Origin of the sequence: Megasphaera indica (genome assembly GCF_046614755.1) — a bacterium.
Taxonomy (GTDB): Bacteria; Bacillota; Negativicutes; order Veillonellales; family Megasphaeraceae; genus Megasphaera; species Megasphaera intestinihominis.
Map to the genome: position 1 here is coordinate 24,006 of NZ_JBKKJR010000018.1, position 16,791 is coordinate 40,796.

General features: G+C 56.0%; 14 protein-coding genes, 1 tRNA gene and 1 riboswitch. Of the genes, 14 read left to right on the forward strand and 1 reads right to left on the reverse strand.

Annotated features, from left to right (window positions below):
* On the forward strand, positions 1 to 1,080 hold the full coding sequence (locus ACFCTO_RS09245; protein ID WP_499876777.1) for a flavodoxin family protein: 1,080 nt from the start codon (positions 1 to 3) through the stop codon (positions 1,078 to 1,080).
* 164 nt (positions 1,081 to 1,244) lie between these two features.
* On the opposite strand, the gene rpmB is transcribed toward ACFCTO_RS09245, so the two are convergent.
* On the reverse strand, positions 1,245 to 1,436 hold the full coding sequence (gene rpmB, locus ACFCTO_RS09250; RefSeq protein WP_014014995.1) for a 50S ribosomal protein L28: 192 nt from the start codon (positions 1,434 to 1,436) through the stop codon (positions 1,245 to 1,247).
* Positions 1,437 to 1,574: 138 nt separating this feature from the next.
* Between rpmB and recG the strand changes: the two genes are divergently transcribed.
* The 13 genes from recG to ACFCTO_RS09315 all read left to right on the forward strand — a co-directional run bounded on the left by recG (position 1,575) and on the right by ACFCTO_RS09315 (position 16,784).
* On the forward strand, positions 1,575 to 3,614 hold the full coding sequence (recG, locus tag ACFCTO_RS09255) for an ATP-dependent DNA helicase RecG (RefSeq protein ID WP_499876778.1): 2,040 nt from the start codon (positions 1,575 to 1,577) through the stop codon (positions 3,612 to 3,614).
* Between the two features lie 115 nt (positions 3,615 to 3,729).
* Positions 3,730 to 5,187, forward strand: a complete 1,458-nt coding sequence (gene guaB, locus ACFCTO_RS09260; protein WP_014014993.1) for an IMP dehydrogenase — start codon at positions 3,730 to 3,732, stop codon at positions 5,185 to 5,187.
* An 18-nt stretch (positions 5,188 to 5,205) separates the two neighbouring features.
* On the forward strand, positions 5,206 to 5,937 hold the full coding sequence (locus tag ACFCTO_RS09265) for a WecB/TagA/CpsF family glycosyltransferase (protein ID WP_418293168.1): 732 nt from the start codon (positions 5,206 to 5,208) through the stop codon (positions 5,935 to 5,937).
* A 12-nt stretch (positions 5,938 to 5,949) separates the two neighbouring features.
* Positions 5,950 to 6,600 carry a phosphatidylserine decarboxylase gene (locus ACFCTO_RS09270; RefSeq protein ID WP_292105825.1) on the forward strand — a complete coding sequence of 217 codons (651 nt, stop codon included), beginning with the start codon at positions 5,950 to 5,952 and terminating at the stop codon, positions 6,598 to 6,600.
* Positions 6,600 to 7,274: a CDP-alcohol phosphatidyltransferase family protein gene (locus ACFCTO_RS09275; protein WP_020310678.1), complete on the forward strand. Its 675-nt coding sequence runs from the start codon at positions 6,600 to 6,602 to the stop codon at positions 7,272 to 7,274. The genes ACFCTO_RS09270 and ACFCTO_RS09275 overlap by 1 nt, the downstream gene beginning before the upstream one ends.
* Before the next feature lie 20 nt (positions 7,275 to 7,294).
* Complete coding sequence (locus ACFCTO_RS09280) at positions 7,295 to 8,545, forward strand: glycosyltransferase family 2 protein (protein WP_020310679.1); 1,251 nt, start codon at positions 7,295 to 7,297, stop codon at positions 8,543 to 8,545.
* Positions 8,546 to 8,556: 11 nt separating this feature from the next.
* On the forward strand, positions 8,557 to 9,315 hold the full coding sequence (gene surE / locus ACFCTO_RS09285) for a 5'/3'-nucleotidase SurE (protein ID WP_499876779.1): 759 nt from the start codon (positions 8,557 to 8,559) through the stop codon (positions 9,313 to 9,315).
* Positions 9,312 to 9,698, forward strand: coding sequence for a cytidine deaminase (locus tag ACFCTO_RS09290; RefSeq protein ID WP_302485643.1), 387 nt, complete (start codon positions 9,312 to 9,314; stop codon positions 9,696 to 9,698). The genes surE and ACFCTO_RS09290 overlap by 4 nt, the downstream gene beginning before the upstream one ends.
* 175 nt (positions 9,699 to 9,873) lie before the next feature.
* A riboswitch (glycine riboswitch) is annotated at positions 9,874 to 9,961 on the forward strand.
* Between the two features lie 105 nt (positions 9,962 to 10,066).
* Positions 10,067 to 11,452, forward strand: a complete 1,386-nt coding sequence (locus ACFCTO_RS09295; RefSeq protein WP_292261523.1) for an alanine/glycine:cation symporter family protein — start codon at positions 10,067 to 10,069, stop codon at positions 11,450 to 11,452.
* 103 nt (positions 11,453 to 11,555) lie between these two features.
* A tRNA-Leu gene (locus ACFCTO_RS09300) sits at positions 11,556 to 11,639 on the forward strand.
* Positions 11,640 to 11,816: 177 nt separating this feature from the next.
* Entirely contained in the window at positions 11,817 to 12,320 is a 504-nt protein-coding gene (locus ACFCTO_RS09305; protein ID WP_020310683.1) for a nitroreductase family protein, read from the forward strand.
* A gap of 145 nt (positions 12,321 to 12,465) precedes the next feature.
* A complete protein-coding gene (gene tatC / locus ACFCTO_RS09310) occupies positions 12,466 to 13,197 on the forward strand; it encodes a twin-arginine translocase subunit TatC (protein WP_499876780.1) in 732 nt (243 codons plus the stop codon).
* Between the two features lie 152 nt (positions 13,198 to 13,349).
* On the forward strand, positions 13,350 to 16,784 hold the full coding sequence (locus tag ACFCTO_RS09315; RefSeq protein WP_418519279.1) for a pyruvate carboxylase: 3,435 nt from the start codon (positions 13,350 to 13,352) through the stop codon (positions 16,782 to 16,784).
* Positions 16,785 to 16,791 lie beyond the last annotated feature (7 nt).

Consider the following 16,791-nt stretch of genomic DNA (forward strand, 5'->3'; position numbering starts at 1 on the left):
ATGTTGTTGGTCGTCAAGGTCGGCTGGGAGGAAGCAGGCCACACGGAACGCATCCGGCGCGTCCTCGACCGGGCCCTGGCCGGGCGGACGTATACCGTCATCGAACGGGAAAAGGCCTTTTTGCGCTGGTGCGTCCGCACGCCGGCGGAAAAAGAGGGGACAGACGTCCTCTTTGCCGTCGCCCTGCCCAGGGCCGGCGTCAGCCTGTCCTATGTCCACCTCGTATCCTGCCTGGTCCGCCACCGTCACTGCCTGGCCGGCTGCCGCGGTGCCGTCCTCGTCGACGGGCAGGGGGAATTTTTTACAAAAAAAATAGGCCGGGAGCTGATTTTCTTTGCCAATCAGGCCGGCTGTATCTTTCCCGGGAAGCCTCTCGTCGAGGCTACGGGCTCTCTCTATAATTTTAATACCCAGGCCAAGATCCAGGGCCTCTCTAATGAAGAGGCCTATGCCGTCAGTGCCGGCCGCCTGGTCAACAAGCTGCTGTCCTTCGTCCGCCCGTCCGGGTCAGGGAAGGTCAAAGATATCGTCGTCATCCACGCCAGCAGCCGCCGCACGTCGAATACGCTCCTCCTCTGGGAGATGGTCCGCCGCCATCTGCAGGGGAAGGCGAAGGTCACGGAGATTTCCCTGCGCAACGGCAGCGTCGTCGACTGCCGGGGCTGCAGCTATGAAACGTGCCTCCACTTCGGCGAAAAAGGGGACTGCTTCTACGGCGGCGTCATGGTCGAAAAGGTCTATCCCGCTGTGCGCCAGGGCGATGTCATCGTCCTGGTCTGCCCGAACTACAACGACGCCGTCAGCGCCAATATCACGGCCTTCTTCAACAGGCTGACGGCCCTGTTCCGCAAGGAAGAAGCGGCCTTTGCCAATAAGGAAGTCTACGCCCTGGTCGTCTCCGGCTACAGCGGCGGCGACATCGTGGCCGAACAGATACTGGACGCCATGAACTGCAACAAGAATTTCATCCTGCCGCCGTACTTCGCCCTCATCGAAACGGCCAACGACCCCAAGAGCATCCTCCAGAACGCCGGCATCGAAGACAGGGCGGCCCGCTTGGCAAAATACATATGCATGTAGGGGCTCGCACGTGGCGAGCCCGCTCCGGGATATGTGCGATTCCCCGTTCATTTCGTTGGGGGAATCACACAAATTCCCAACGGGTCGCCCACGTGGCGACCCCTACGAGCCACGAGCCACTAAAAAAAGCGTTGTCTTCACAGACAACGCTTTTTTTATCATCCTTAAACATCACGCTGGACTTTACCGGAACGAAGGCAACGAGTGCAAACATTAACTCGTTTTACTTCGCCGTCGACGACAGCGCGGACACGCTGGATATTCGGTTTCCAGGTTTTTTTCGTTTTCAAGTGGGAATGGCTGACATTCATGCCGCTCATTGTTCCTTTACCACAGATTTCGCAAAAGTTTGCCATTGGTTACACCTCCCTGCACCATCACAGTACAACATATAAATCTTATCACAGATTATTAGGTAAAGCAAGTTTTATTTTTTAAAAAAGCCTACGAAATATGATACAATAAAAACGAATATTTGACAAGGAGTTTTTGGTATGAATTTTTCCATTCGCGATTTAAAAGGCATCGGACCGCGCAAAGAAGCCCTGTTTGCCCGGCTCCATTTGGCGACGGTGTCCGACTTATTACAATATATGCCCCGCGATTATGAAGACCGCAGCCACATCTGGCCCATCGGCCAGGCGCCGTGCGGGACGGGGAAGGCCGTCCTGGTCTGCGGGACCGTGGCTTCTGTCCAGGAAATGCGGCCCCGCCGGGGCCTCTCCATCTTGAAGGTCATGGTCAGCGACGGCACGGGGGCGGCCGAACTGGTCTGGTTTAACCAGGCCTTCAAGAAACGCCAGTTCCATGTCGGCCTGACCCTGACGGCTTTCGGTAAGATGGAATGGGCTTACGGCCGCCGTCAGATGAATACGCCCGACACGGAAGAAGGGCGGGCTGGCGGCGATGGCTTCGTCCCCGTCTACGGCCTGACCGACGGCCTGCGTCAGCAGGATATCCGCAAGGCCGTGCGCCAGGCCCTGGACCTGGCCAGGGAACATCCAGACATCCTGCCCGGATGGGACGGATGCCGTCAGTCGCCTTTTGCCGCCATGCCGACGCTCGAAGCCTATGAGCAGATGCATTTCCCCGATTCTATGGAGAAACGGGAACAGGCCCGGCGCCAGCTGGCCTTTGAAGAGCTCTTCGACATGCAGCTCGGCCTGCTCCTGCGCCGGCGCCATGAAGGCAAGCGCCAGGGCATCAAATGCGGCCCTAACGGCCATCTGCTCAAGGCCTTCTATGACCACCTGCCCTTTACCCTGACGAAAGGCCAGACCCAGGCCTTCCTCGATATCCAGGCCGATATGGAGAGCGAAGTGCCCATGCAGCGCCTGGTCCAGGGCGATGTCGGCTCCGGCAAGACCGTCGTCGCCGCCCTGGCCCTGGCCAAGATCGTAGAGAACGGCTATCAAGGGGCCCTCATGGCGCCGACGGGCATCCTGGCAGCCCAGCACTATGAAGAATTCTGCCGCCTCTTTCAGGGCCTGGACGTCCACATCGCCTTGCTGACGGGCCGGACGACGGCTAAGGAACGGCAGCAGCTCCTGGAAGAACTGGCCCAGGGGGGCATTGACATCCTCATCGGGACTCACGCCCTGATACAGGACGACGTGGCCTTCCGCTGTCTGGGCCTGGTCGTCACGGACGAACAGCACCGCTTCGGCGTCCGCCAGCGGTCGGCGCTGGAACAAAAGGGGAGGGAGCCACATGCCCTGTTCATGACGGCCACGCCCATTCCCCGGACGCTGACCTTGTCCCTCTACGGCGACCTCGACGTGTCGTCTATCCGCGAGCTGCCGCCAGGGCGGAAACGGGTCAAGACTTATGCCGTCGGCGAAGCCCTGCGCCGGCGGGTCTATATCTTCATGGACAAGCTCATGGCCCAGGGCCAGCAGTGCTACGTCGTCTGTCCCCTCGTCGAGGCCTCGGAAAGCGTCGATTTGCAGGCGGCGACGGACCTCTACGAAGAACTGCGGTCCCGCGTCTTCAAAAAGCGCACGTGCGGCCTCGTCCACGGCCGTATGGCCGGCAAAGAGAAGGAAGCCGTCATGGAAGCCTTCCAGAAAGGGGATATCCAGCTCCTGGTCGCGACGAGCGTCATCGAAGTCGGCGTCAACGTCCCCAACGCGACGGTCATGTTCATCGACGGCGCCGAACGCTTCGGCCTGGCCCAGCTCCACCAGCTGCGGGGCCGCGTCGGCCGCGGCGATCTGCAGGCTTATTGCATCCTCATGGCCAAAGGCGGCAGCGATGAGACGCGGCAGCGCCTGAAATGGATGGAACAGATACACGACGGCTTCACGCTGGCTGAAAAAGACCTGCTCCTGCGCGGTTCGGGACAGCTCTTCGGCTATATGCAGCATGGCCTGCCCGATTTGAAAGCTGCCGATATTATAAACGATGTACCTCTCCTGGCGGCGGCCCGCGATGCGGCCCGGCAATGGTGGCTGGGCCACGAAGACCTGGGGAAAGCAGAAGCGGCATTAAAGAGACGCTTTGGCCATACTTTTGCCGGCCTTTTAAATAACTGATAGAAATTTGCTGTAATATATGTACATAAGAGCTGATTTCAGTTATAATAAGGGATAAGCTATTTAGGGGTATTTCCCCTTAGTTTCTTATATTTTTCAAAATAGAGGTGCAAATATGAGATCTGATAAATTTGGTATGAGAGGTTTGACATTTGATGACGTTCTCCTGGTTCCGGCAAAATCGGACGTACTCCCGAAGGAAGTCGACGTTTCGACGAACCTGACGCGCGATATCAAACTGAATATTCCTATTATGAGCTCTGGTATGGATACCGTTACAGAAGCTCCTATGGCTATTGCCGTAGCCCGCGAAGGCGGCATCGGCGTTATTCATAAGAACATGTCCATTGCCGCCCAGGCGCGGGAAGTCGACAAAGTAAAGCGGTCGGAACACGGCATCATCATCGACCCGATTTTCCTTCATCCCGATAATCTCCTGGCCGATGCCAATGAATTAATGGGAAAATACCGCATCTCCGGCGTACCTATCACGGTCGACGGCAAACTCGTCGGCATCATCACCAACCGCGATATGCGCTTTGAAGAAGACATGAGCCGCCGCATCGGTGACATCATGACCAAAGAAAACCTGATCACTGCTCCTGTCGGCACGTCCCTGGCAGAAGCCAAAGAAATTCTCCGCAAGCACCGCATTGAAAAATTACCCCTTGTCGATAAAGAAGGCAACCTCCAGGGCCTCATCACCATCAAGGATATTGAAAAGGCTACGAAATACCCGAATTCTGCCAAAGATGGCAACGGCCGTCTCCTGGTCGCTGCTGCTGTCGGCGTAACCCATGACATGACCGACCGCCTCGACGCTCTCGTCGCTGCCAAAGTTGACGTCGTCGTCATCGATACGGCTCACGGCCATTCCCTGGGCGTCCTCAATACGCTGAAAGAAATTAAGAAGATGTACCCGCATCTCCCGGTCATCGCCGGCAACGTCGCTACGGGTGCCGCTACGGAAGCCCTCATCGAATGCGGCGTCGACGCCGTCAAAGTCGGCATCGGCCCTGGCTCCATCTGCACGACCCGTATCGTCGCTGGTATCGGCGTACCGCAGATCACGGCCGTCTATGAATGTGCTAAAGTCGCTCAGCGCTATGGTATCCCCATCATCGCCGACGGCGGCATCAAGTATTCCGGTGATATGGCCAAAGCCATCGCTGCCGGCGGCAACGTCGTCATGATGGGCAACCTCCTGGCCGGCACGGAAGAAAGCCCGGGCGAAACGGTCATCTATCAGGGCCGCAGCTACAAAGAATACCGCGGCATGGGCTCCCTGGCCGCTATGGAATGTGGCAGTAAGGACCGTTACTTCCAGGAAGATGCCAAGAAGCTCGTCCCCGAAGGCATCGAAGGCCGTGTACCGTACAAAGGACCGGCAGCTGATACGATTTATCAGATGGTCGGCGGTCTCCGCGCATCCATGGGCTACTGTGGCTGCCACAACATTAAAGAAATGATTGAAAATACGCAGTTCATCCAGATCACCGCAGCCGGTCTTCGTGAAAGCCATCCTCACGATGTCAACATCACGAAAGAAGCTCCGAACTACAGCGTAAACTAAGCAGGGCGGAGGGATACGTTGATTAGTACAATCGATATCTTGTCCATCCCCATATGGAACGTCACTATGGAAGAAGCCCGGAACCTGGCCTTTAAGTGCATCGACGAAGGCCGGGCCGCTTCCATTGCGACGGCCAATGCAGAAATGGTCATGCGGGCCCAGACGGACCGCGAACTGGCCCATATCCTCCAGCATGCCGACCTGGTAGTTCCCGATGGGGCCGGCGTCCTGTGGGCTGCAGAACAGCAGGGCAAGAAATTTAAAGAACGCGTGACAGGTGTCGATTTGGCGTGCAGTCTGCTCCAAGAAGCAGCCGCACGCCAAACGGCTGTCTACTTCTTTGGCGGTGCCCCGGGCATTGCCGAACAGGCTGCGGCCAATGTGCAGCAGCAACTGGGGTCCCTGAACATCGTAGGGACTCATTCGGGATTCTTTTCGGCTGACGAAGAACAGGGTATCATCGAAGATATCCGCAGCAAGGGGACGCGCATCCTCTTGGTCGCCCTCGGCGTGCCGAAACAGGAAAAATGGATATCTGAGCATCTCTACGAACTCGGCCCCTGCGTCTGTATGGGCGTCGGCGGGACCTTCGACGTCCTGGCTGGCAAAGCCGGCCGGGCTCCGAAATGGATGCAGGACAACCGCCTGGAATGGCTCTATCGCCTGTTGAAGGAGCCGACGCGGTTCAAACGCATGCTGGCGCTGCCGAAATTCGTCGCGGCTGTCAAGCTGGGCGGCCGGCCTAAGTGATGAGGTGATGAGTTGAAAAGTGATGTCTTGAACAAACCTTATATCGTAGAAGACGGATACCCCTTCATTATCGTGCCTCTGTTACTGGCTGTGGCAGCAGGCTATTTCATCAACGCCTACGCCGTGGTTCCGCTGCTGCTGCTGGCTGCGTATTTCACCTATTTCTTCCGCAACCCCAGCCGGACCATGCCGACAGACGACCATCTCCTGGTGTCGCCGGCTGACGGGACTGTCGTCGGCGTCGAAGAAGTGGAAGAAGATGCCTATCTCAACCAGAAGTGCCGGAAAATCATCATTTTCCTGTCCATCTTCGATGCCCATGTCAACCGGGCACCGCTGCCGGGGACCATTGATTTCCAGCAGTATACGTGCGGCCGCTTCCGTCCGGCTTATAAAGAAGGCGTCGGCTATGAAAACGAACGCTATTCCATCGGCATCCATTCAGCCCATACGGATATCCTGGTCACCATCATTGCCGGCATCCTGGCGCGGCGCATCGTCTCCTGGGTCACCTTGGGCGATGAACTGCAGCACGGCCAGCTTTACGGCATGATCAAATTCGGGTCGTGTGCAGAAATCTATGTCCGCGACAATGTGGAAATCACCGTCAAGAAGGGCCAGAAGGTCCGTGCTGGTGAATCCGTCATAGGGAGGATAGTCTAATGAAAAATGTAATACCATGTCTGTTTACGTCAGGAAACCTCAGCTTCGGGGTCCTGAGTATGATCATGACCCTCCACGGGCTCTATACCTGGGCCGGTGTCTGCATCCTGCTGGCCATGGTCTGCGACGCCTGCGACGGCCGCTCGGCCCGCGCCCTTGGCGTCGCCGGTGATTTCGGCAAGGAACTCGACTCCTTATCCGACGTCGTATCCTTTGGGGCCGCTTCGGCTTTCCTGATCTATTCTTATTCGCTCCAGTCCCTGGGCTGGATTGGCGCCATCCCGGCCATCATCTACGCCGCTCTCGGCGGTATCCGCCTGGCCCGGTTCAACCTCAACACCGGCGTCATCCACGGCTATTTCCAGGGCATGCCGATTCCTAATGGCGGCTGCCTCATTGCGACGTACGTCATTTCCGGCGCCGTCCTGCCGGCATGGCTGCTGGCCATCTTCGTCGTCCTCCTGGGCTACCATCTGGTCAGCAAGGTCCACAACCCCGATTTCAAAGGGGCCAGCCCGGACGTGCTCCACAAATCGGCCCTGGCCATTTCTCTCATCTTCGGCGTTCTGGTCCTGGTCTTCGTTGACTTCCATCTGATCATCACCATGCCTTTCTTACTGTATATCGTCTTCGGGTTAGTCAATACGGCCATGAACGTCGCAGCTGCTCGCTAAGTCTTTAGGGAGAGTCGCATATGGAACACATCTTGGATATCATCATGATACCCATACAGGTCATCATCGTTTTTTATTCCCTCTATTATTTCATCCTCGCCTGCTTCGGCCTCATGAAGCGGCGGGAACGCATTACGGTAGCGCCTAAGAATACCTTCGCTGCCGTTATTTGCGCGCATAATGAAGAAAAAGTCGTCTGGCAGCTCATCGACAATCTGAAACAGCTCCACTATCCGAAGGATATGTACGACATCTACGTCGTCGCCGACAACTGCACGGACCATACGGCCGACATCTGCCGCGAGCACGGGGCCATCGTCAAGGTGCGGACCAACAAGGAACAGGTCGGCAAGGGTTATGCCCTGGACTGGATGTTCTCGCAGATGCTGGCCCAGGAGAAGCAGTATGACGCCTTCGTCGTCTTCGATGCGGACAACCTGGTCCATCCGGAATTCCTGCGGGAAATGAACAACCACCTCTGCAAGGGGGAAAAGGTCATCCAGGGCTATATGGATTCCAAGAATCCGACGGACTCGTGGATTGCCGGCACCTTTTCCATCGCCTTCTGGCTCATCAACCACATGTGGCACCTGGCCAAGTACAACATCGGCTTGTCCACGGCCCTGGGCGGCACGGGCATGTGCATCGCCACGGAAATCGTCCGCAAGTACGGCTGGGGCTGCGACTGCCTGACGGAAGACATGGAATTTTCCATGAAAGTCCTCCTCGAAGGCGTCCGCACCTGCTGGGCCCATGATGCCATCATTTACGACGAAAAGGTCGTCGGCTTCATGCAGTCCTGCCGCCAGCGCAAGCGTTGGGCCCAGGGCCAGTGTGACTGCGGCGAACGCTTCATTCCCAAGCTCTTCGCCCGGGGCATCAAGACCGGCAACATCCGCATGCTCGACGGCATCGTCACCTTGTCCCAGCCATTTTTCATGATGGCTTCGACCATTTACGCCGTCCTGGCTTCGATTAATTCGTACCTGCCTTTCTATACGAATATCCTCAATGCCATCGTGCCCGTCCAGATTTGGACCATCATCGGTGTTGGCCAGTACCTCATTCCGGTCATCGTCCTCTTGCAGATCAAGGTGCCGCCGAAATCATGGGCATACCTCATTATTTATCCGATTTTCATGTACAGCTGGATTCCTGTCAACTTCCTCGGTTTCAAAGACCGGCACAAGATGAAATGGAGCCACACCCTGCACACGCGGGCCCTGTCTTATGAAAGCGCGGCCTTATTGCGTAAAGAAAATAAGAAGTAAGGAGATAGACTATGCATATTTTGTTGACCAATGATGACGGATTGAAGGCGCCGGGCCTTCAGACGCTGAAGCGGGAACTGGCATCCCATGACTGCCGCCTGACTGTCGTTGCGCCCAATGGCCAGCGCAGTGCGGCGTCTCATTCCATGACCATCAACAAGTCCCTCTACTGCCGCGACGAATCGACGGTACCGGGAATCCGGGAAATCGCCGTATCCGGTACGCCTGTAGACTGCGTCAAGATGGCCATGGAATATTTCCTCAAAGAAGATAAACCGGACCTCATCATTTCCGGCATCAACGACGGCTATAACCTGGGCAGCGACGTCCTCTATTCCGGGACCGTGTCGGCGGCCATGGAAGGGCCGTATTACGGCCTGCCGGCCTTTGCCGTATCCATGCTGGGCATGACCGATGAACGCTGCGCCCAGACGGCTCACCTCGTCTGGGACCTGGTCCAGAAGCTCGTCGTCAAAGGTCGCTTCCCGGGCATCGCCAACATCAACGTGCCGCCAGAAGGGGATGTCAGCCTGGACAACGTCCGCGTCGTGCCCCAGACGGTCCAGATTTACCACAATGTCATCGCTGAGAAACGCGACCTCGACGGCAGCGTCTGCTATCGTATCGTCGGCGATATCGACATGACGACGGCTCCCGACGACAGCGATGTCGCCTGCATCCGCCAGGGTCATATCGCCCTGACGCCGCTCAAATGGCAGCAGACGGCCGACCGGGTCATGGACCACTTGAAAGGATGGCTGTCACTATGACTGATGAAGAACTCATAGAAAAAGCGAAAGCCTACCGCGCTCATTCGTACAGCCCGTATTCTCATTTTCCCGTCGGCGCCGCCGTCCTGGCCGCGTCGGGGAAAGTCTATGGCGGCTGCAATATCGAGAATTCCAGTTATCCCCTGGGCAACTGTGCCGAACGGACGGCTATCTTCAAGGCCGTATCCGAAGGGGAGCGGGACTTTACGGCTATTGCCATCGTCGCCGATACGCCCGGCCCCTGTTCGCCCTGCGGCGCCTGCCGGCAGGTCATGGCCGAATTCCATATCCCCAAGGTCATCATGGCCAACCTGAAAGGGGAATGGTGCGTCGTCACGATGAATCAGCTCCTGCCGTACGCCTTTTCTGACACAGATTTGTAAAGAAAGTTCGCTGAATACGGACAAATTTCCGTAAAGGGCTTGCATTTTTTAAGAAGCCGGTTTATAATAACAATCACATCATACATATTGCGTGAACGAAACACACGGGAGAAGGCAATGCCTACCGACGGAGTCAAACTCTCAGGTGCCCCCGCAAAGGGGTGGGACCGTGTGTGGACACGACTCTGGAGAGTCCCGTTTGGGCGCCGAAGGTGCAAGGAAGCGATTCCTAATCTCTCAGGCAAAAGGACAGAGCTGGCAGAACGACCTTTCTTTTTCTGCGACCCTTAGGACCTATCTTCAGAGTGATGATGATAGGTCTTTTTTCATGTCATTATAATTACCATAACAAAAGGGGAGTATGAAAGATGTTAGAAACGTTGAATGCCATTGATAGTTTTGTCTGGGGTCCGCCCTTGCTGGTGCTGCTCATCGGCACCGGCCTGATGCTGACTGTCCGCCTCCATTTGCTCCAGGTCTTCCGCCTGCCGAGAGCGCTGAAGCTCATCTTCACGGCCAAGAACCAGGGTGAAGGCGACGTAGATAGCTTCAAGGCCCTGTGCACGGCCCTGGCCGCTACGGTCGGGACAGGCAACATCGTCGGCGTCGCTACGGCCGTCCATGCCGGCGGCCCGGGCGCTATCTTCTGGATGTGGATGGCTGCTTTCGTCGGCATGGCCACGAAATACGCCGAAGGCTGTCTGGCCGTCAAATACCGCACGGTCGACAAGAACGGCGATATCGCCGGCGGTCCGATGTACTACATCGAAAACGGCCTGGGCAAGAAATACAAGCCCTTGGCTTTCTTGTTCGCCTTCTTCGGCGTCCTCGTCGCCTTCTTCGGTATCGGGACCTTCGCTCAGGTCAATTCCATCGTTGAAATCACGCGCCTGACGACGAGCATCCCCGTCGAATACACGGCTATCGTCCTGACCATCCTCGTCGCTGCCATCACCATCGGCGGCCTCCAGTCCATCGCCCGTGTCGCTTCCAAGATCGTCCCGGCCATGGCTGTCATCTATGTCGTTTCTACGGTCGCTTTCCTCGTCGTCTTTGCCGACCAGATCCCGGCTGCTGTCGAACAGATCATCGTCAGCGCCTTTACCCCGACGGCTGCAGCTGGCGGCTTCCTCGGTGCCACGGTACTGGTTGCTATGCGCAACGGTGTCGCCCGCGGCGTCTTCTCCAATGAATCGGGCCTGGGCAGTGCGCCTATCGTAGCCGCTGCGGCCAAGACGAAATGGCCGGCTGAACAGGGCCTCATTTCCATGACCGGTACCTTCATCGACACCATCATCATCTGCACCTTGACCGGTCTGGTCCTGGTCGTCAGCGGTGCCTGGATGGGCGACGTCAATGGCGCAGCCCTGACCAATGCGGCTTTCACCATGGCTTTCCCGACCTACGGCAGCATCATCCTCTGCGTCGGCCTGACCTTGTTCGCCTTCACGACCATCCTCGGCTGGAACTACTATGGTGAACGCTGCGTCGAATACCTCGTCGGCGTCAAAGGCATCATGCCGTACCGCATCATCTTCATCGCCCTCGTCGCCTGCGGCGCGTTCATCAAACTCGACGTCATCTGGGTCCTGGCTGATATCGTCAACGGCCTCATGGCTATCCCGAACCTCATCGCCCTCATCGGCCTGTCTGGCGTCGTCGTCGCCGAAACGAAGAAATACTTCGCTCATCTGAAAGAAGAAGAAATGGTCGTAGCCGAAGATTCGGAAGAAAAAGTACCGGCTGGCCATTAAGTCGTAAAAATTTTCAAAAAAAATACTTGACGATTCCGTTAGTTATGGTATAATTCTTCTTGTGCCAAGCACTGAAATACTATGTGCCGGGCACAAGAGATATGCCGGGGTGGCGGAATGGCAGACGCACCTGACTCAAAATCAGGCGGGTAACACCGTGAGGGTTCAAGTCCCTCCCTCGGCACCAAGCAAAGAGGCTTGTCGCATAGCGGCAAGCCTTTTTTTGTCTTCGTGATGTAAGCCTCTCCTGATAGGAGAGGTGGCCTGAAAGGCCGGAGAGGTTAACCTCTCCAACTTCTTTTTCTTTCTATCTAGATATGTTATAATGAGATAGACATATGATTATAGGAGGGAGTCGATTCACATGAACGAAATCTTTGCCAGACGGAGTATCCGTAAATTTTTACCGACCATGGTAGAAGATGAAAAGATAGAACAGTTACTGCGCGCCGCTATGGCCGCTCCTTCGGCTGGGAACCAGCAGCCCTGGGAATTTTACGTCGTCCGCGACAAACGGGTCATCCAGGACCTGTCCCACTGCAGTCCCTATGCCGGCTGTGCTGCCGGTGCTTCTTTGGCCATCGTCGTCTGTTCCCGCGATGAAAACATGCGTTTTCCGGCTTTTATCAACCTCGACCTCAGCGCAGCTGTCGAAAACATCCTGCTCGAAGCAGTACACCTCGACCTCGGTGCCGTATGGCTCGGCGTCGCCCCGTATAAGGCCCGCGAAGTCCTCGTCCGCCGGTCCCTCGGCGTTCCTCAGGGCCTGACCCCGTTCGCCATCGTCGCCATGGGCTATCCCCAGGCTACGGCCGAAGAAAAACCCCGCGAAGACCGCTACGACCCGTCGCGCGTACATTATGTATGATTAGTTTGTAGTACAGAGTTTGTAGTTTGCAGAGAAAGGTTTAAATTTAAAGCCATCCGCTAACCACTAACAACTAACTACTACCAACTTAAAAGGGCTTGTCGTCATACGACAAGCCCTTTTATACACCTGAAAGGAAAATCCCATGTCTGAAGAACGAGCTCCTATTACTTTCCATCTGGAGGAATTGCGGCGGCGCATCATCGTCTGCCTCGTGGCCTGGCTGGTGGGCAGTATTATTTCCTATATATATGCTGAAGATATCATCGCCGTCATTTCGGCTCCTGCCGGGAAATTGTATTTCCTCAATCCGGCAGAAGTCTTTTTTTCTTATATAGAGATCGCCGCCTTTGCCGGTTTCATCGGGACCCTGCCCATCCACTGCTTCAAGTTCTGGCGCTTCCTGCGGCCTGCCCTGCGTGGCGGGGAAGTGACGACGGCCTTGTGGTTCATTCCGTCGGCACTGCTCCTGTTCTATGGCGGTTCGGCCTTTGCCTTTTTCTTCGTCCTGCCGGCGGCGGTCCAGTTCTTCATGGGCTTTGCCACGGCTTCCCTGCAGCCCATGTTCTCCCTGGCGTCGTACCTGTCTTTCTTCATCGCCTTCCTGCTGCCCTTCGCCCTGGGCTTTGAACTGCCCCTGGTCCTCCTGGTCCTGTCCCGCCTGGGCCTGGTGACGCCGGTTATGCTCAGGGCCAAGCGCCGCGTCTTCGTCCTCCTGGCTTTCGTCTTTGCCGGTGTCGTGTCGCCGACGACGGATATCTTCACTCAGACGTGCATTGCCGTCCCCATGATTGTCTTATATGAAGGAACAAGCATCGTCATGAAAGTGACAAACAGGGGAAGCCGGGAAAACGACGAAAAGGGCGGAGAAACATGACTTGTATACAGTATTTTTATAAAGACAAAGTGTGCCGTCCCTTGTAATGTTTTCCTATTTTGTTATAATGAAGAAAGCGGTGAATGTATGGGAGTGGACATCTGTGCGTTTACCGGTCTTGACTTAATATTTCTAAGCAGGAGGGTATTTTCATGAAAAAAATTCGTTCGGTTTTAGTTGCCAACCGCGGAGAAATTGCTATTCGTGTTTTTCGGGCTTGTAATGAACTGGGAATCCGTACTGTAGCTATTTATTCCAAAGAAGATTCGTTGTCCCTGCATCGTTTCCGTGCAGATGAATCGTATCTCGTCGGTGAAGGTAAAAAACCGGTAGATGCATATTTAGATATTGAAGATATTATCCGCATTGCTCACGAACACGACGTCGATGCCATTCATCCGGGCTACGGCTTCTTGTCTGAAAATGCGGACCTGGCCAAACGCTGTGAAGAAGAAGGCATTATCTTCATCGGGCCTAAAGTCGAACACCTCATCATGTTTGGCGATAAGATCAACGCCCGTATCCAGGCGAAGAAGGCCGGTATCCAGTACATCCCTGGCAGCGACGGCCCGGTCATGAACTATGCGGAAGTCGAAAAATTCGCCAAGCAGGTCGGTTTCCCAATCATGCTCAAAGCCGTCAACGGCGGCGGCGGCCGCGGCATGCGCATGGTCGACCGCATGGCAGACCTTCGCGATGCTTATGACCGCGCCAAATCGGAAGCCAAACTGGCTTTTGGCAGCGATGAAATTTATTTGGAAAAATGCATCGTCAATCCGAAACACGTCGAAGTCCAGATCATGGGCGACGAACACGGCAACGTCATCCACCTCTTTGAACGGGATTGCTCCATCCAGCGCCGTCATCAGAAAGTCGTCGAAACGGCTCCGGCTTCGGCCCTGCCTGTCGAACTGCGCCAGAAAATCTGCAACGCTGCCCTGAAATTGATGAAGAACGTCCATTACGTCAACGCCGGGACGGTCGAATTCCTGGTTACGCCGGACGGCGAATTCTACTTCATCGAAGTCAACCCGCGCGTACAGGTCGAACATACCGTTACGGAAATGATCACGGGCATCGACATCGTCCAGACCCAGATCAAAGTCGCCGAAGGCTACGCCCTCGACAGCGACGAAATCGACATCAAGTCCCAGGACGACGTCCGCTGCCTGGGCGACGCCATCCAGTGCCGTATCACGACGGAAGATCCAATGAACAACTTCATGCCTGATTCGGGCAAAATCATGGTATACCGCAGCGGCGGCGGCTTTGGCGTCCGCCTCGACAGCGGCAATGCCTACACCGGCGCCATCATCACGCCGTACTACGATTCGCTGCTGGTCAAGACGACGACTTATGGCCGGACCCATAAGGAAGCAGCTGAAAAGATGCTCCGCGTCCTCAAGGAATTCCGTATTCGCGGCGTCAAGACCAACATCGGCTTCTTGATCAACGTCCTCAAGAGTCCGGAATTCATCGCCGGTACGTATAACGTCAGCTTCATCGACGACCATCCGGAACTGTTCAACCTGCCCGTCGTCCAGGACCGCGGCACGAAGCTCCTCAAATACATCGGCGATACGACCATCAACGGTTATGCCGACGCTGGCCATCAGGACAAACCGGAATTTGAAGCCCTGGAACTGCCGACGCCTGTTGCCGGCCCGTATCCGGATGGGACGAAGCAGAAATTCGATGCCATGGGACCGGAAAAATTCTCCCAGTGGATCAAAGACCAGAAGAAAGTCTTCTTTACCGATACGACCATGCGTGACGCCCATCAGTCCCTGTTTGCGACACGCGTCCGCTCCATCGATATGCTCCGCGTCCTGGAAGCAGCTTCCAAGAAACTGCCGAACCTCTTCTCCTATGAATGCTGGGGTGGCGCTACTTTCGACGTAGCCTACCGCTTCCTCTATGAAGACCCGTGGGTCCGCCTGCGCCAGATGCGCAAGAAAGCGCCGAACATCCTCTTGCAGATGCTCGTCCGCGGTGCCAATGCCGTCGGCTACACGAGCTATCCCGACAACGTCGTCAAGAACTTCATCGACCTGTCGGCCAAGAACGGCATCGACGTCTTCCGCGTCTTCGACAGCCTCAACAGCCTGGACAACATGTATGGCACGATCCAGGCCGTCCGCGAAAACAACAAGCTCGCCGAAGTCGCCCTCTGCTACACTGGCGATATCCTCGACCCGGCCCGCGATAAATACGATCTGAAATACTACGTCAACATGGCCAAGGAATTGCAGGATGCCGGCGCCAATATCATCGCCATCAAGGATATGGCCGGTCTCTTAAAACCGGAAGCCGCTTACCGCCTGGTATCGGCCCTGAAAGATGCCGTCGACCTGCCTATCCATCTCCATACCCACGACGGTTCGGGCAACGCCATCTGCACGTATGACCGCGCCATCGACGCCGGTGTCGACATCGTCGACGTCGCTTATTCCGCCTTTGCCGGCGGCACGAGCCAGCCGAGCATGAGCACCTTGTACTACGCTTTGAGCGGCAAGGACCGCCAGCCCGACATCGACGTCGATGCCATGGAAGAAATGTCCCGTTACTGGGCTACTGTCCGTCCGTACTATAAGGGCGTCGACAAAGCCGATGCGTATCCGAACACGGAAGTCTACCAGCATGAAATGCCGGGCGGCCAGTTCTCCAACCTGCGCCAGCAGGCCAAAGCCGTCGGCCTCGGCGACCGCTGGAACGAAATCAAGAAGATGTACCACACGGTCAGCATGATGTTCGGCGACATCATCAAAGTTACGCCGTCGTCGAAAGTCGTCGGCGACATGACCTTGTTCATGGTCCAGAACAACCTGACGGAACAGGATGTCTATGATAAAGGCGACGTCCTCGACTTCCCGCAGTCTGTCGTCGAATTCTTTGAAGGCCGCATCGGCATTCCTTATCAGGGCTTCCCGGAAAAACTCCAGAAGATCGTCCTGAAAGGCAAGAAACCCCTTACGGAACGCCCGGGCAAGAGCCTGGCTCCTGTCGATTTCGAAGCTATCCGCAAGAAATTGACCGATGCCGGTTATAAACACGAAGACGAAGACATCAACGCGTACTGCCAGTATCCGAAAGTCTTCAAGGACTTCAACGAAACGGTCAAGAAATACGGCGATGTCAGCGTCCTCGATACGCCGACCTTCTTCTTCGGCATGAAGAAGAACGAAGAAGTCCACGTTGAAATCGAAGAAGGGAAGGACCTCATCATCACCCTCATCAACATCAGCGATCCCGATGACAGTGGTGTCCGCACGATTACCTTCATGTTCAACGGTGCTGAACGCGAAATCCAGGTCCAGGATAAGAGCGTCGACATGAAGACCGTCACCCGCCGCAAGGCTGACCCCGACAAAGCCGGCGACATCGGCGCAACCCTGTCCGGGTCTGTCGTCAAAGTCCTGGTCACCAAGGGCCAGAAAGTCAAGAAAGGCGAACCCTTAGTCGTTACCGAAGCCATGAAGATGGAAACGACCATCACGTCGCCTATCGACGGCACAGTCGGTGAAATCTACGCCACCAAAGGCCAGGCCATCATCAGCGGTGACTGCCTGTTGGAAGTACTGGAGTAATCGCTAA

Coding starts and splice junctions, on each gene's coding strand:
- ACFCTO_RS09280 (WP_020310679.1), top strand. CDS start 7,295: ATGGAACACATCTTGGATATCATCATGATACCCATACAGGTCATCATC.
- ACFCTO_RS09275 (WP_020310678.1), top strand. CDS start 6,600: ATGAAAAATGTAATACCATGTCTGTTTACGTCAGGAAACCTCAGCTTC.
- ACFCTO_RS09305 (WP_020310683.1), top strand. CDS start 11,817: ATGAACGAAATCTTTGCCAGACGGAGTATCCGTAAATTTTTACCGACC.
- ACFCTO_RS09290 (WP_302485643.1), top strand. CDS start 9,312: ATGACTGATGAAGAACTCATAGAAAAAGCGAAAGCCTACCGCGCTCAT.
- recG (WP_499876778.1), top strand. CDS start 1,575: ATGAATTTTTCCATTCGCGATTTAAAAGGCATCGGACCGCGCAAAGAA.
- tatC (WP_499876780.1), top strand. CDS start 12,466: ATGTCTGAAGAACGAGCTCCTATTACTTTCCATCTGGAGGAATTGCGG.
- rpmB (WP_014014995.1), bottom strand. CDS start 1,436: ATGGCAAACTTTTGCGAAATCTGTGGTAAAGGAACAATGAGCGGCATG.
- ACFCTO_RS09245 (WP_499876777.1), top strand. CDS start 1: ATGTTGTTGGTCGTCAAGGTCGGCTGGGAGGAAGCAGGCCACACGGAA.
- guaB (WP_014014993.1), top strand. CDS start 3,730: ATGAGATCTGATAAATTTGGTATGAGAGGTTTGACATTTGATGACGTT.
- ACFCTO_RS09315 (WP_418519279.1), top strand. CDS start 13,350: ATGAAAAAAATTCGTTCGGTTTTAGTTGCCAACCGCGGAGAAATTGCT.
- ACFCTO_RS09295 (WP_292261523.1), top strand. CDS start 10,067: ATGTTAGAAACGTTGAATGCCATTGATAGTTTTGTCTGGGGTCCGCCC.
- surE (WP_499876779.1), top strand. CDS start 8,557: ATGCATATTTTGTTGACCAATGATGACGGATTGAAGGCGCCGGGCCTT.